12 protein-coding genes are annotated in these 14,454 nt (G+C 63.2%); 7 read left to right on the plus strand and 5 right to left on the minus strand.

The genetic code is table 11. From position 1 onward, the window contains the following. The first annotated feature begins 158 nt into the window (after positions 1 to 158). Positions 159 to 623 carry a multidrug transporter gene (locus HU806_RS08525; RefSeq protein WP_186610971.1) on the plus strand — a complete coding sequence of 155 codons (465 nt, stop codon included), beginning with the start codon at positions 159 to 161 and terminating at the stop codon, positions 621 to 623. 32 nt (positions 624 to 655) lie between these two features. Next, the gene (locus HU806_RS08530; RefSeq protein ID WP_186610972.1) at positions 656 to 1,480 is read left to right on the plus strand and encodes an SDR family oxidoreductase; all 825 of its coding nucleotides are present in this window, start codon (positions 656 to 658) and stop codon (positions 1,478 to 1,480) included. Positions 1,481 to 1,672: 192 nt separating this feature from the next. Here the strand turns inward: HU806_RS08530 and HU806_RS08535 are convergent, their stop codons facing one another. The 4 genes from HU806_RS08535 to HU806_RS08550 are packed head-to-tail and all read right to left on the minus strand — an operon-like array spanning position 1,673 to position 6,427. Then, on the minus strand, positions 1,673 to 2,551 hold the full coding sequence (locus HU806_RS08535) for an efflux RND transporter periplasmic adaptor subunit (RefSeq protein ID WP_186610973.1): 879 nt from the start codon (positions 2,549 to 2,551) through the stop codon (positions 1,673 to 1,675). A gap of 10 nt (positions 2,552 to 2,561) precedes the next feature. After that, the gene (locus tag HU806_RS08540) at positions 2,562 to 2,762 is read right to left on the minus strand and encodes a DUF1656 domain-containing protein (protein WP_186610974.1); all 201 of its coding nucleotides are present in this window, start codon (positions 2,760 to 2,762) and stop codon (positions 2,562 to 2,564) included. Then, on the minus strand, positions 2,752 to 4,944 hold the full coding sequence (locus tag HU806_RS08545) for an FUSC family protein (RefSeq protein ID WP_186610975.1): 2,193 nt from the start codon (positions 4,942 to 4,944) through the stop codon (positions 2,752 to 2,754). The genes HU806_RS08540 and HU806_RS08545 overlap by 11 nt, the downstream gene beginning before the upstream one ends. Before the next feature lie 7 nt (positions 4,945 to 4,951). Next, positions 4,952 to 6,427 carry an efflux transporter outer membrane subunit gene (locus HU806_RS08550; protein WP_186611073.1) on the minus strand — a complete coding sequence of 492 codons (1,476 nt, stop codon included), beginning with the start codon at positions 6,425 to 6,427 and terminating at the stop codon, positions 4,952 to 4,954. Between the two features lie 209 nt (positions 6,428 to 6,636). Between HU806_RS08550 and HU806_RS08555 the strand changes: the two genes are divergently transcribed. Next, positions 6,637 to 7,605 (plus strand): LysR family transcriptional regulator, encoded by a 969-nt coding sequence (locus tag HU806_RS08555; RefSeq protein ID WP_186610976.1) that lies wholly within the window; start codon positions 6,637 to 6,639, stop codon positions 7,603 to 7,605. 24 nt (positions 7,606 to 7,629) lie between these two features. Here the strand turns inward: HU806_RS08555 and HU806_RS08560 are convergent, their stop codons facing one another. Then, positions 7,630 to 7,887, minus strand: a complete 258-nt coding sequence (locus HU806_RS08560; protein ID WP_186610977.1) for a hypothetical protein — start codon at positions 7,885 to 7,887, stop codon at positions 7,630 to 7,632. A 233-nt stretch (positions 7,888 to 8,120) separates the two neighbouring features. Between HU806_RS08560 and HU806_RS08565 the strand changes: the two genes are divergently transcribed. From HU806_RS08565 to HU806_RS08580, 4 genes are read left to right on the plus strand one after another with little or no spacing between them, the layout of a single operon-like run. Beyond that, positions 8,121 to 9,278, plus strand: coding sequence for an efflux RND transporter periplasmic adaptor subunit (locus HU806_RS08565; RefSeq protein ID WP_186610978.1), 1,158 nt, complete (start codon positions 8,121 to 8,123; stop codon positions 9,276 to 9,278). Further along, positions 9,275 to 12,391: a multidrug efflux RND transporter permease subunit gene (locus tag HU806_RS08570; protein ID WP_186610979.1), complete on the plus strand. Its 3,117-nt coding sequence runs from the start codon at positions 9,275 to 9,277 to the stop codon at positions 12,389 to 12,391. Before HU806_RS08565 ends, HU806_RS08570 begins: the two co-directional genes overlap by 4 nt. A gap of 9 nt (positions 12,392 to 12,400) precedes the next feature. Continuing rightward, entirely contained in the window at positions 12,401 to 13,075 is a 675-nt protein-coding gene (locus tag HU806_RS08575; protein ID WP_186610980.1) for a heavy metal response regulator transcription factor, read from the plus strand. Next, entirely contained in the window at positions 13,065 to 14,429 is a 1,365-nt protein-coding gene (locus HU806_RS08580; protein ID WP_186610981.1) for a heavy metal sensor histidine kinase, read from the plus strand. Before HU806_RS08575 ends, HU806_RS08580 begins: the two co-directional genes overlap by 11 nt. Positions 14,430 to 14,454: the final 25 nt, after the last annotated feature.

Below are 14,454 nucleotides of genomic sequence, written 5' to 3' on the forward strand. Positions count from 1 at the left end.
CCCATCGTAGCGACATGGTGTGCACGCCATCTAGCCGACAGTCCAGCGAGGCTGCCTACTGTCAGATGTGACAGTGGCGACGCACGGTCAACGACGGATAAATACCCACCGCCCGCCCCCTTCGGTAGGATGTGCCGACGGTCACGGAGGCTTCAACCATGCTCATCGGCGTTTTACTGGTCATCACTTGGCTCATCCTGCTGTTGCGCTACCCGGCCAAGGCCTTGCCGGTGTCCCTGGCGGCGTTCATCGGGCTGGGACTGGTTGCGGCGTGGGTGCTTTGGCAGGAAAACCGCGAAACCCGGCAACTGGAGCGCCTGGATGTACGCATTGCCTATGCGCCTGAACGCTGCCCTGCTGATCGTCCGCTGTCGTTGAGCCTGAAAAATGGCAACGACGTGCCGTTGACCGAGCTGCACTGGCGAATAGCGGCCTACGCGCCTGGCGACACCATCAACCTGGCCGAGAACGTCTACAGTTCACCCCGCTACCGCGGCCCCGGCGAATTGCAACCTGGCGCCGACTGGCAAGACTGCCTGCCGTTGCCCCCGTTGCGTCCCGGCTATCGCCCGCAAACCCTGGAGTTTCGCGCCGAGCGGTTGCAGGGAAGTTTCTCCAATTGATTTCAAATCCGCCGTTACACAAGGAAAGCGCCATGCCCGTTGCGTTGATCACCGGATGTTCCAGCGGCATCGGCCGTGCCCTCGCCGATGCCTTCAAGGCCGCCGGTTACCAGGTCTGGGCCAGTGCGCGCAGGGCTGAGGATGTGGCGCTACTCAGCGCCGCCGGGTTCACTGCCGTGCAACTGGACGTTAATGACGGCGTGGCCTTGGAACAGTTGAGTGAAAGGATCAACCAGCAACATGGCGGCCTTGATGTCCTGATCAACAACGCCGGTTATGGCGCCATGGGACCGCTGCTGGATGGCGGTGTGCCAGCCATGCAGCGCCAGTTCGAAACCAACGTGTTCGCCCTTGTCGGCGTGACCCGCGCGCTGTTTCCCGTGCTGCGCCGCGCCAAGGGATTAGTGGTGAATATTGGCAGCGTTTCCGGGGTGCTGGTCACGCCGTTCGCCGGCGCGTATTGCGCATCAAAGGCAGCGGTGCATGCCTTGAGCGATGCGCTGCGCATGGAACTGGCGCCGTTCGGCATTCGCGTGATGGAAGTCCAGCCCGGCGCCATCGCCTCCAGCTTCGCCAAGAATGCCGGTCACGAAGCCGAACAGCTGATCAGCGAACAGTCGCCCTGGTGGCCGCTGCGTGACGGTATTCGCGCCCGCGCCAAGGCCTCCCAGGACAACCCGACCCCAGCCAGCGAATTCGCCGCAGGGCTGCTCAAAGCCGTGCAACAACCCAAACCGCCGCGCTTGTTGCGCCTGGGCAATGGCAGCCGGGCGTTGCCGTTGATGGCGGGTTTGTTACCCAAGGCGCTGCTGGAGAAGGGATTGATGAAACGGTTTGGGTTGGGGAAATCGCTGTAATCATCACGAATTGGGTTTTTTGCTGTTGTGGCGAGGGAGCTTGCTCCCGCTCGACTGCGCAGCAGTCGCAGGCTGACTCGGCTTACGGTGTCTGTTTTTGGGGCGGCTTCGCCACCCAGCGGGAGCAAGCTCCCTCGCCACGGGGCCGAACGTCAACTCCTGTGGTGTGTATAAAATCTCACCATCACCCCATCAGTAGCCAGTGATCTCAGCGCTTTCGTGGGGTTCTACCACCACCGTACACGTCATCCCCGCCGCCAGCAGCACGCCATCCGGCACCTCGTCCAGGCGAATGCGCACCGGTACCCGCTGGGCCAGGCGCACCCAGTTGAACGTGGGGTTTACGTCGGCGACCAATTCGCGGCTCTGGGGATTGTCACGGTCGTAGATCCCCCGGGAAATACTCTCCACATGCCCCTTGAGCATCTCGCCGCTCATCATTTGCAACTGCGCAGGATCGCCAACCCGCACCTTGGGCAACTTGGTTTCTTCGAAAAAGCCATAGACCCAGAACGAATTCATATCCACCACCGCCATCTTCGCCTCGCCGATTCGCGCGTAGTCGCCCCGGTGCACGTTGAGGTTGGTGACGTAGCCGTCCACCGCCGCGCGAACTTGCGTGCGGGCAAGGTTCAGTTCGGCGGCCTCCAGTTGCGCCTGGGCGTGCTGGTAGTCGGCCAGGGCCGAGTCGGCGAGGTTGCTGGCGTCGTCACGGTTTTCACGGGAGATCACCAGGCTGTCCAGGTCGGCACGCCTGTGGGCATTGACCTTGCGCATTTCCCAGGTGGCCTTGCGCGACGCCACCAGAGAACGGGCCTGCTTGACCGCGATGCGGTAATGCTCGGGGTCGATGCGCATTAGCAGGTCGCCCTTCTTCACCTGCTGATTGTCACGCACTGGAACGTCGAGCACCTCGCCGCTGACATCGGCCGCCACGTTGATGATGTCGGCCCGCACCCGACCATCGCGGGTCCAGGGCGTATCCATGTAATGCACCCAGAGCGTACGACCGATCCACAGCGCCAGGGCCAGCACCAGCAACGTCGCCATCAGGCTGAAAAATTTTTTCATTGCTTCGATCTCAACGGTAGACCGCCAGCGCCAGCGCGCCGAACAGGCAGGTAAACAGGCTCAGGCGCAGCAACGCCGGATGCCAGAAAAAACGGTACAGATCCAGCCCCGAAAGGAAACGGTCCAGCGCCCAGGCCAAGCCGGCAGCGATGAAAAACATCAGGGTCATGGTGGGCATGTACACGCCATGGAAGGCGATCTCACGGGGCATGTCGAGGTTCCTGGAGCAGCGTCGCGGCGTGGCCCGACAAGGGGGATTGCGGGTCCATCAACGAGGTGCGGATAAAGTGCAGGTAGCTTTTCACCCGGCGCAGGGCCGAGGTGTCGAAATGCGCGGCGAAAGGTTCATCAGTGGCTTGCACGCGACTGATCGCATCGTCGACCGCCATCCGCGCACGTTCCAGATTGTTCTGGCCAGGCTGGCGGAACAGCCGCACCAGCGCTCGTCCCATCAGGCGGATCGCCTGTCGCCATGGCTGGCTTTCGGCATAGGCCGGGTGCACCGGCAGGATCGCCTGCTCCTTGCGCAATTCGATGATCGCGTGGCCTACCTCCAGCACCACCAACAGCCAGCGCAACAGCTCCCGTTGCACTTGCGGCTGCCCCGCCGCGAGACCGTAGGCTTGGTGCAGCAAGTCACGGCTGCGACTCTCGAAGCCCGAGGCCAGGCCCTTGAGCTTGCCGCTGATGGCAAACACCACTTGCTCGCGCAGGTCCTGTTCGAGTCGACGCCACATCCAGCGGCTGTTGGGTGGCAGGATGATCGCGCCAGCCGCCGCGCACACCAGCATGCCGAGGATCATCGCAATGTAATCATTGATGAAGGTGTAAGGGTTGTAGACCGTCAGGTTGTCCGGCACCGAGCCGGTGCTGAAGAAAATCAGCAGCCCCAGCCCGACGCCGGCATATTGCGGGCGTGAACTGAAGAATGAGCCCAGCATGATCACCGGCGCCAGCATCACGCAGAGCAAAGGAAAGCCGTCGATCAATGGGAAGACAAAAAACATTTCGACAAAACCGATCAACGCCCCGAACAACGTCCCACAAGCCATCTGGAACGCCATGCGCTTGGGGTTCGGCGTGGCGGCCGACAAGCCCACGGTGGCGGCCGCGATCATCGTCATGGTCGCGCCGCTCGGCCAGGCCGTGACGACCCAATAGCTGCCCAGCACCAGCAAGATAAAGGCTGCGCGAAACCCGGAAGCTGCAGCGGCCAAGCCGTTGGTCTGCGACACGAAGGGCTCGTCCCAGCGTTCGCGCTCGTGGCGATGATCGGCCAGGGACGCGTGGGTCTGGGCGTAGCCGTGCAAGTCGTCGACAAAGCGATAGAGCAGCTCGTAGGCGGTATGAAAATCCAGCTGCTGCGCATCACTGGGATCCGTCTCTTGGAAGCGCGCCCGCAACCGGCGCACCAAGGCCGGCAAGTCGGCCTTGTAGTCAGCCAGTGCCGCCGCCAGACGCGCCGCATCGACATCGGTCAAGGCCCGCGCGCTGAAGCCATCGAGCAATTCGGCCAGCGTCTGTAAACCGGGTTTGATGGCGTTTACCACGTGATCCGCCCGGGCCTCGCGCAAACGTTCGAGCAACTGGTGCAAGGCATTGAAACGTGTGGTGACGCCCATGAACTCACTGTTCAAACGGCTGAGCCGGCCGTTGCGCCGACGCATGTGCGGATCTTCGAAAACAGTCACGCTGCGCAGGCTTTCCAGGCCCACCGCTTCGGCGATGAAACCAACGTTGCGCGCTTCGAATGCCTCGGGCTGGCTGCGCCCGCGCAAGCCATCGGTGACGAACAGGGCGAATACGCCGAAGCGCTGATAAAGCGCGTTGCGCATGGCGGCGCTCGCGGTTTGCGGCAGGACCGCGGCGCTGACCAAGGTCGCACAGAGTATTCCCAAGGAAATCTCCAATACCCGCCAGACCGCCGCCATGAAGGCCGATTCTGGATGGGCCAGGGCCGGCAGGCCGATCATTGCCGCGGTGTAGCCTGCCAACACAAACCCGTAGGCCCGGAAATTGCGATAACGCGCCGCCCCCGCCGAGCAGATTCCCACCCAGATTGCCAGGCAGCCGAGGAACAGTTCGGTGTTCTGGGCGAACAAGGCAATCAGCGCGACCATCACCGCCGAACCGGCCAAGGTGCCGAGCAAGCGATAGAAGCTTTTGGCCAATACCTGGCCGCTCTGGGGCTGCATGACGATGAACACCGTGATCATGGCCGTGCGCGGTTGTGGCAGTTCCAGGCGCATTGCCAGCCATAACGTCAGGAACGCGGCCAACAACACTTTGAAGATGTAGACCCAGGTCACTCCGTCGCTGCGGGCCCAGTCGAAGAAACCACGGCGCCATTCGAGGCGATGGAGCCGGCGCAAGGGGGCATGTAGAGTCCTCATGAAATTTCTATTCGGCACCGTGGCTCACATCAGGCACGTCGCTGCCAGCCTCCAACCCGCCACCCAGCGCCGTCACCAGATCGGCACGGGCAGTCAATCTCGCGGCTTCTACTTGCTGAAGTACCTGTTGTTGCTTGAACAACAGGCTCTGGGCGTTGAGCACGTTGAGGTAATCGGTGAGGCCGCGCCGGAACGCCACCATGGCGATGTCGTAGGTGCGCTGGGCGGCGGCCACCGATTCGGCGGCGAAGGCCTGTTGCTTGTCCATCGACTCGCGACGGATCAACTGGTCGGAAACACTCTTGAGGGCATTCACCAGGGTCTGGTTGTAGTGCGCCACGGCGATGTCATAGCCGGCTGCCGCCTCGCCCAACTGTCCACGCAGGCGTCCACCATCGAAAATCGGCAGCGAGATGGCCGGACCGACGTTGTAGGTGAGTTTCCTGCCGGTCAGAAACTCCAGCGCCCCGCCGCCAGTAGCCATGTAGCCGAGGCTGCCGACCAGATCGACATTGGGATAAAAACTCGCCCGGGCCACATCGACGCCACGGGCCTGGGCCGCCACTTGCCAGCGCGCGGCAACCACATCCGGGCGCTGGCCGAGCAGTTCGGCGGGCAACGCCGATGGAAGTTTCAACGGAGCACCCAACGCCAGGCTCGGCCGTTGCAGGCGCGCGCCCTCTCCCGGCCCCTTGCCAGCGAGCGCCGCCAGTTGATTGCGGCTCAAGGCGATGGCTTCTTCGAGGGCGTCGAGTTGACGATGGGTTTCGGGCAACGGCGCCTGGGCCTGGCTGACTTCAAAATGGGTGCCGATGCCGCCGTCCAGGCGCTTTTGCGCCAGTTGCCGAATTTGCTCCTGTTGATCGAGCGTCGCGGCGACGATGTCGCGCTGGGCGTAGTGCAGCGAAAACTCGATGTAGGCGCGCACAATGTTGTTCTGCAACTCCAACTGCGCCTGCCGCGCTTCGGCGACGCTGACATGGGCCAGATCGACGGCCTGCTCGCTGGCGTTGCGCTCACGTCCCCATAAATCCAAGGCGTAGCTCAGGCCCAGGGCGGCGTTGTTGTCCCAGGTAGTGGTATCGGCCAGCTCGCCGGGTCCATAGAACTGATCGGTCGGCCAGTTGTGGCGCTTGAGGGTGGACTGGGCATTGATCTGCAGCGACTCGGCGGCTTGCGCGATACCCGCCATGGCCTTGGCCTGCCGCACCCGGGCGGCGACCATCGCCAGGCTCGGGCTATCTTGCACGGCCAAAGCGATCCAGCGATCCAGTTGCGGGTCGCGATAGGCCTTCCACCATTGACGAATGGGCCAGTGGGCCTCGCCGGCGGCCTGGCGAATCGCTTCATCGGTCGCCAGTTGGTTGGCCGACAGCGCCTTGCCTTGCGGCGCGATCCCTCCCGTGCCGATGCAACCGCCGAGGGTCAACGTCAAAACCCAAACACTGAGAGTCTTCAGCTCTGTGCTGATGCAACGCGGCACTGGCGCAAATTCCTGGGAGAGAAAGTCGGGGAACTGTGGAAACGCAGCGGACCACACCACAGTGGCGGCAATTCTAGGCATCGCCCCCAACGGCGATAAGCCGACCTTTCTGTGATTCTTTGTTACCGTTAACGTGATAATCCGTTAGTCGGGGTCCCGTAGCGCTGTAACTTCATGTCACAATTTGGCACCTCCCAAGAGAGCCCTCCATGGACACTTTGCAAAACATGCGCGCGTTCAGCTGTGTGGCCGAAGCCGGCAGCTTCACCGCTGCCGCCGCGCAACTGGACACCACCACGGCCAACGTCTCGCGTGCGGTTTCCAACCTCGAAGCCCACCTGCAAACCCGCCTGCTCAACCGCACCACGCGCCGCATTGCACTGACCGAGGCGGGTAAACGCTATCTGCTGCGTTGCGAGCAGATCCTGGCGTATGTCGAAGAAGCAGAAGCCGAGGCCAGCGATGCCCATGCGCGCCCGGCTGGGCAGTTGAAGGTGCACACCATGACCGGCATCGGCCAGCACTTCGTGATTGACGCCATCGCTCGCTACCGCAAGACCCATCCGGACGTGACCTTCGACCTGACCCTGGCCAACCGCGTGCCAGACATCCTCGACGAGGGCTACGACGTCTCCATCGTCCTCGCCAGCGAGCTGCCGGATTCAGGTTTCGTCTCCCAGCGCCTGGGGATCACTTACAGCATCGTTTGTGCGTCGCCCGCCTATGTGAAGGCCAGCGGCTGTCCGCAAAAACCCAGCGACCTGCTCAACCACGCCTGCCTGCGCCTGGTCAGCCCGGTCATTCCGCTGGAGAAATGGGTGTTCGACGGCCCGGAAGGCCAGGAAATGGTCACGGTCAGCAATTCACCTTTCCTGGTGAATTCCGCCGATGCCATGAAAACCGCCATTACCAGCGGCATGGGCGTGGGCGTATTGCCGGTGTACGCCGCCATCGAAGGCTTGCGCAACGGCACGCTGGTGCGGGTCATGCCCAACTATCGCTCTCAGGAGCTGAACCTCTACGCCATCTATCCTTCGCGCCAGTACCTGGACGCGAAGATCAAGACGTGGGTCGAGTACTTGCGAGGTTCGCTGCCGGAAATCCTGGCGGCGCACCAGGCCGAACTGACGGCGTATGAGTTGAGTGCAAGCCTGACGGGCACCCGGGTCGCGAACTGAATCGAGAGTCGTGCCGGGAGAATATCAGCGCTTGCCCATCGAACGACGCGTCCCGGGAGGCGCCGCGCCGGGGGTCTTGGTGTGACCGTTCTTCGCGCCGTTCTTGTACCAGGGCTGTTGCCCGGCACCTTTGGCCGCTGCCAGTTCGCCGGGTTTGAACGGGAACTTGAAGGTCGGGATCGCCGCCGTGGCGTTTTCAGCGCTGCCACTCTCGCTGTTGGCCAGGTCAGCCTGGTCGTCGCTCGGGAGTTCGTCCACGGGCGAAGGTGTCGGGGAAGTCATGCAAGGCTCCGGTAAAGCGGGTATGCCGGGCTCGGTGAGTGAGCCGCGAAACGCAGCAGTATACCTGCCCGCTATCGCCGCGCACCGGGCAGATTCAATCGAAACTGACCGTCTGACAGGAAGCCGGGACAAAACTGACAGCCGTGACAGCTAGCCGTCACCTTCCTGACGGGCTCACAACGCTATATAAGAAAGCCAGGAATTCCTCCGTCCCGAACCGGCGTTTCACGTTCATGCCTATCCAGAAAAAAACCGTCTTGCTTGTCGTGCTGTTGATCGCCCTGGCCGCCCTCGCCCTCTGGTTTGCCATCAAGCCCGTCGCCACTCGACCCAGCGCGTCCGCCGCCGTACCGGTGAGGGTCGTCAGCGTGGTCGAAAAGGACGTGCCGCGCTTTGCCAGCGGTATCGGCACCGTGCTGTCGCTGCACAGCGTGGTGATCCGCCCGCAGATCGACGGCATCCTTACCAGGCTGCTGGTCAAGGAAGGACAACTGGTCAAGAAGGGAGACCTGCTGGCGACCATCGATGATCGCTCGATCCGTGCCAGCCTCGACCAGGCCCGCGCCCAGCTCGGCGAGAGCCAGGCGCAACTGGCCGTGGCCCAGGTCAACCTCAAGCGCTATAAATTGCTGAGTGTCGATGACGGCGTATCCAAACAGACCTACGACCAGCAACAGGCCTTGGTCAATCAGCTCAAGGCCTCTGCCCAAGGCAACCAGGCGGCCATCGACTCGGCGCAGGTGCAACTGTCCTATACCCAGATCCGCTCACCGGTGACCGGTCGCGTCGGCATTCGCAACGTCGATGAAGGCAACTTCCTGCGCACCAGCGATACCGAAGGCTTGTTCACGGTGACGCAGATCGACCCGATTGCGGTGGAGTTTTCCTTGCCCCAGCAGATGTTGCCCACCTTGCAACGGCTGATCGCCGCCCCCGACCAAGCCTTGGTCAAGGCCTACATTGGCGCCGATGACGCCACCGGAGCCCTACTCGGCGAGGGGCGGCTAAGCCTCATCGACAACCAGATCAATACCAACACCGGGACCCTGCGGGCCAAGGCTGAATTCAATAACGCCGCGCAACGGCTGTGGCCGGGGCAACTGGTCACCCTGAAAATCCAGACAGCCATCGAAAAAGGCGCCCTGGTGGTACCACCCACCGTGGTCCAGCGCGGGCTTGAGCAACACTTCGTGTACCGGGTCAAAGGCGACAAAGTGGAAAGCGTGCCGGTAGAAATGCTCTACCAGGACAGCGGCATGCACATCATCAAAGGGGTGAACGCCGGCGACCAATTGGTGAGCGACGGCCAGTCACGGCTCAAGCCCGGCGCCAGCGTCCAGGTACTCGGCGATCCCCCCGCCCTCGCCAAGACCGGGCAGGCGCAGCCATGAAGGGCCGCGGCTCGATATCGGCGTGGTGCATCGACCACCCCATCGCCACGGTGCTGCTGACATTCGCTCTGGTGTTGCTGGGGTTGATCGCCTTCCCTCGCCTGCCCGTCGCGCCGTTGCCCGAGGCGGAATTCCCGACCATCCAGGTCAGCGCCCAGTTGCCTGGCGCCAGTCCCGAGACCATGGCTTCGTCGGTGGCGACCCCGCTGGAAGTGCAATTCAGCGCCATTCCGGGCATCACCCAGATGACCTCCAGCAGCGCGTTGGGCTCGACCAACCTGACCCTGCAATTCAGCCTCGATAAAAGCATCGACACTGCGGCCCAGGAAGTGCAGGCGGCCATCAACACCGCAGCCGGCAAACTGCCCAACGACATGCCGAACCTGCCGACCTGGCGCAAGGTCAATCCAGCCGACAGCCCGGTGCTGATCCTCAGCATCAGCTCCGACCTGATGCCAGGCACCGAGCTGAGCGATTACGTCGAGACCCTGCTCGCCCGTCAGATCAGCCAGATCGACGGCGTCGGGCAGATCTATATCACCGGCCAGCAACGCCCGGCGATCCGGGTCCAGGCCTCGGCCGACCGACTCGCGGCCATCGGCCTGACCCTCGCCGACCTTCGCCTGTCCCTCCAGCAAGCCAGCCTCAACCTTGCCAAGGGTGCGCTGTACGGAGCGTCGAGCATTTCAACGCTGTCCACCAACGACCAGTTGTTCAAGCCCGAGGAATACGGCGAGTTGATCGTGTCCTACCGGGACGGCGCACCCGTTCACCTCAAGGACATCGCCAAAGTCGTCAACGGTTCGGAAAACGCCTACGTCCAGGCCTGGTCCGACGATCAGCCCGGGGTCAACCTGGTCATCTTCCGCCAACCGGGAGCGAACATCGTCGAGACCGTCGACCGCATCCAGGCGGCCCTGCCGACTCTGGAAGCGATGTTGCCCGCCGCGGTGCAGGTCAAGGTGATGATCGACCGTACGCAGACCATTCGGGCGTCGCTGCACGAAGTGGAGATCACCTTGGTGATCGCGGTGCTGCTGGTGGTGGCGGTGATGGCACTGTTCCTGCGCCAGCTCTCGGCGACGCTGATTGTCTCGGCGGTACTCGGGGTTTCGTTGATCGCCAGTTTTGCCCTGATGTACGTGATGGGATTCAGCCTGAACAATTTGACCCTGGTGGCCATCGTCATCTCGGTGGGGTTCGTGGTGGACGACGCCATCGTCGTCGTGGAAAACATCCACCGACACCTGGAGGCCGGCGACGGCATGCGCGAGGCGGCGATCAAGGGTGCTGGGGAAATCGGCTTCACCGTGGTTTCCATCAGCTTCTCGCTGGTCGCGGCGTTCATCCCGCTGTTGTTCATGGGCGGCGTGGTCGGCCGTCTGTTCAAGGAGTTCGCCCTGACGGCCACCTCGACCATCCTGATTTCGGTGGTGGTGTCCCTGACACTGGCGCCAACCCTGGCGGCGCTGTTCATGCGCGCCCCGACCCACCACGCCCACGCCAAGCCGGGTTTCGGCGAGCGCCTGCTGGGCTGGTACGAACGGGGCCTGCGCCGGGCCCTGGCTCACCAGAAACTGATGATCGGCGTGTTCGGCCTGACCCTGGCGCTTGCGGTGGTGGGCTACGTGTTCATTCCCAAGGGTTTTTTCCCGGTGCAGGACACTGGCCTGGTGCTGGGCACCAGTGAGGCGGCCGCCGACGTGTCGTTCCCGGACATGGTGGCCAAGCACAAGGCCCTGGCCGAGATCGTCGCCGCCGACCCGGCGGTGCAGACTTTCTCCCACTCCGTCGGCGTCTCGGGCAACAACCAGACCATCGCCAACGGCCGCTTCTGGATCGCCCTCAAGCCCCGGGGCGAGCGGGATGTATCGGCCAGCGGCTTCATTGACCGGATCCGTCCCAAACTGTTGAAGATCCCCGGCGTCGTGCTGTACCTGCGGGCAGGGCAAGACATCAACCTCAGCTCCGGCCCCAGTCGCGCTCAGTATCAATGCGTGCTCAAGAGCAACGACGGACCGACCCTCAACACCTGGACGCAGAAACTCACCGACAAGCTGCGCGGCAATCCGGCGTTCCGCGACATCTCCAACGACCTGCAACTGGGCGGCAGCATCACCCACATCAACATCGACCGCAGTGCGGCGGCGCGTTTCGGCTTGACCGCCACCGATGTCGACCAGGCGCTGTACGATGCGTTCGGCCAGCGCCAGATCAACGAATTCCAGACCGAGACCAACCAGTACAACGTAATCCTGGAGCTCGACACCCAGCAACGTGGCAAGGCCGAAAGCCTGGCGTATTTCTACCTGCGCTCGCCACTGAGCGGGGAAATGGTGCCGCTCTCGGCCCTGGCCCGCTTCGATGCGCCCACCAACGGCCCGCTGTCGATTGCCCATGACGGCATGTTCCCGGCGGCGAACCTGTCGTTCAACCTGGCGCCTGGGGTGGCGCTGGGCGATGCGGTGCGCTTGCTCGACCAGGCCAAGAACGAGATCGGCATGCCCGCCGCCATCACCGGTAATTTCCAGGGTGCGGCCCAGGCGTTTCAAAGCTCGCTGGCGAGCCAGCCGTGGCTGATCCTCGCCGCGCTGGTCGCGGTGTACATCATCCTTGGCGTGCTCTACGAGAGTTTCGTGCACCCGCTGACGATCATCTCCACCTTGCCCTCGGCCGGCCTTGGCGCGCTGATCATGCTCTGGCTGCTGGGCCAGGACTTTTCGATCATGGCGTTGATCGGGCTGGTGCTGCTGATCGGCATCGTCAAGAAAAACGGCATCCTGATGATCGACTTCGCCCTCGATGCCCAACGCAATGGCGGGATGACGCCGCAGGAAGCGATTTTCCAGGCCTGCCTGACCCGCTTCCGTCCGATCATCATGACCACCCTGGCCGCCCTGCTCGGTGCCCTGCCGCTGATGCTCGGCTACGGCGCTGGCGCGGAATTGCGCCAGCCCCTGGGCATCGCGGTGGTTGGCGGCCTGCTGGTAAGCCAGGCGCTGACGTTGTTCACCACGCCGGTCATATACTTGTGGCTCGAGCGACTGTTCCATCGGCCCGCCCACCACCCAGGGCCGGCGCCGACAGCAGCGCTGGCAAGCACAGACCACTGAGGCGGGCCCATGCGCGTTCTGATCATCGAAGACGAAGAAAAAACCGCTGACTACCTGCACCGCGGCCTGACCGAACAGGGCTACACCGTGGACGTGGCGCGGGATGGCGTCGAAGGGCTGCACCTGGCCCTGGAAAGCGATTACGCGGTGATTGTGCTCGACGTCATGCTGCCGGGCCTCGACGGCTTTGGCGTGCTGCGGGCCCTGCGCGCCCGCAAGCAGACGCCGGTCATCATGCTCACCGCCCGCGAACGGGTCGAAGATCGCATCAAGGGCCTGCGCGATGGTGCCGACGATTACCTGGGCAAGCCGTTTTCCTTCCTGGAGCTGGTGGCCCGCCTGCAAGCCCTGACCCGCCGCAGCAGCGGCCATGAACCGGTGCAAGTGAGCATCGCCGACCTGTGGATCGACCTGATCAGCCGCAAGGCCACCCGCGCCGGCCAACGCCTGGACCTGACCGCCAAGGAGTTCTCGCTGCTCAGCGTCCTGGCCCGCCGCCAAGGCGAAATTCTCTCAAAAACCGCCATTGCCGAAATGGTCTGGGACATCAACTTCGACAGCGACGCCAACGTCGTCGAAGTGGCGATCAAACGGCTGCGGGCCAAGCTCGACGGGCCGTTCGAACATAAATTGCTGCACACCATTCGCGGCATGGGCTACGTGCTGGAGAACCGTGGTGAGTAACAGCATCGCACTGCGCCTGAGCGGCATGTTCACGCTGGTCGCGGCGCTGGTGTTCCTGCTGATTGGCGGCGCCCTGTACCAGCAGGTGGAAAAAGGCCTGGGCCTGTTGCCGGAAGCCGAACTCGATGCCCGCTACAGCGTGCTTGAATCCACCGTCGGGCGTTTCGGCACGCCCGAGCACTGGGTGAAAATCGGCAACAAACTGCGGTTGCTGGGCGAAGAAGACAAGCGCATCCATTTCTGGATCGTCAGCGGCGACCCGCGCTTTGAGTACGGCAACCCCGCCCCTCAGGTCCGCGCCGTTGCCCAGGGCCCGCTGGGCAAGCACGACCTTGTATTGCCCGACCGGCATTATCCGATGAAGGTCCTGGTGAGCCAGTTCCCGGCCAAGGACCAGCGTCCGCCGTTGCGGTTCATGATCGGCATCGACACCGAGACCTTCTACCAGACCCAACATCATCTGCTGGTGGCGCTGGTGAGCCTGGCGTGTATCGGCGTGCTGCTGGCTTCCTTGCTGGGCTATTGGGTTGCGCGCATCGGCCTCAAGCCCCTCATCAAGTTATCCGATGAAGCCCAGCGCCTGGCCCCGCCCCGCCTCTGCGGACGCTTGCGCTTGTCGCCGTTGCCGCCGGAACTCAGCCAATTCGTCAGTTCGTTCAATGCCACCCTCGATCGCGTGGAACAGGCGTACTCCCGGCTCGAATCGTTTAACGCCGATGTCGCCCACGAACTGCGCTCGCCGCTGACCAACCTGATCGGCCAGACCCAAGTGGCGCTGACCCGCGGGCGTTCGGCCGAGCATTACTTCGAAGTGCTGCAATCGAACCTCGAAGAACTCGAGCGGCTGCGCTCGATCATCAACGACATGTTATTCCTGGCCAGCGCGGACCAGGGCAGCAAGGCCACCAAGCTGACCACCACCTCCCTGGCCGACGAGGTGGCAACCACCCTCGATTACCTCGACTTCATCCTGGAAGACGCCCAGGTCCAGGTTCGCGTCAGCGGCGATGCACAAGCCACGATCGAAATCGCCCACCTGCGCCGGGCACTGATCAACCTGCTCAGCAACGCCGTCCAGCACACCGCGCCCGGACAAGTGATCGATGTGCAGATTGAAGTCCTCGGCGACCAGGTCTGCCTTGGCGTCACCAACCCCGGCGAGCCGATCGCTGGCGAGCACCTGCCGCGCCTGTTCGAGCGCTTCTACCGGGTCGATGCCTCCCGCAGCAACAGCGGCGCCAACCACGGGCTGGGCCTGGCCATCGTCAAGGCGATTGCGTTGATGCATGGCGGCGATGTGTTCGTGCGCAGCGACCGGGGCGCTAACACCTTCGGTATCCGTTTGCCGGCCTGAAATAAGCCACGATGTGCATTGCTCA

The organism is Pseudomonas sp. SWRI154, from assembly GCF_014268645.1.
GTDB lineage: Bacteria > Pseudomonadota > Gammaproteobacteria > Pseudomonadales > Pseudomonadaceae > Aquipseudomonas > Aquipseudomonas marvdashtae.

What these genes read in the sequence shown, in the direction of transcription:
- HU806_RS08525 (WP_186610971.1), top strand. Translation starts at nt 159, where the DNA reads ATGCTCATCGGCGTTTTACTGGTCATCACTTGGCTCATCCTGCTGTTG.
- HU806_RS08530 (WP_186610972.1), top strand. Translation starts at nt 656, where the DNA reads ATGCCCGTTGCGTTGATCACCGGATGTTCCAGCGGCATCGGCCGTGCC.
- HU806_RS08535 (WP_186610973.1), bottom strand. Translation starts at nt 2,551, where the DNA reads ATGAAAAAATTTTTCAGCCTGATGGCGACGTTGCTGGTGCTGGCCCTG.
- HU806_RS08540 (WP_186610974.1), bottom strand. Translation starts at nt 2,762, where the DNA reads ATGCCCCGTGAGATCGCCTTCCATGGCGTGTACATGCCCACCATGACC.
- HU806_RS08545 (WP_186610975.1), bottom strand. Translation starts at nt 4,944, where the DNA reads ATGAGGACTCTACATGCCCCCTTGCGCCGGCTCCATCGCCTCGAATGG.
- HU806_RS08555 (WP_186610976.1), top strand. Translation starts at nt 6,637, where the DNA reads ATGGACACTTTGCAAAACATGCGCGCGTTCAGCTGTGTGGCCGAAGCC.
- HU806_RS08560 (WP_186610977.1), bottom strand. Translation starts at nt 7,887, where the DNA reads ATGACTTCCCCGACACCTTCGCCCGTGGACGAACTCCCGAGCGACGAC.
- HU806_RS08565 (WP_186610978.1), top strand. Translation starts at nt 8,121, where the DNA reads ATGCCTATCCAGAAAAAAACCGTCTTGCTTGTCGTGCTGTTGATCGCC.
- HU806_RS08570 (WP_186610979.1), top strand. Translation starts at nt 9,275, where the DNA reads ATGAAGGGCCGCGGCTCGATATCGGCGTGGTGCATCGACCACCCCATC.
- HU806_RS08575 (WP_186610980.1), top strand. Translation starts at nt 12,401, where the DNA reads ATGCGCGTTCTGATCATCGAAGACGAAGAAAAAACCGCTGACTACCTG.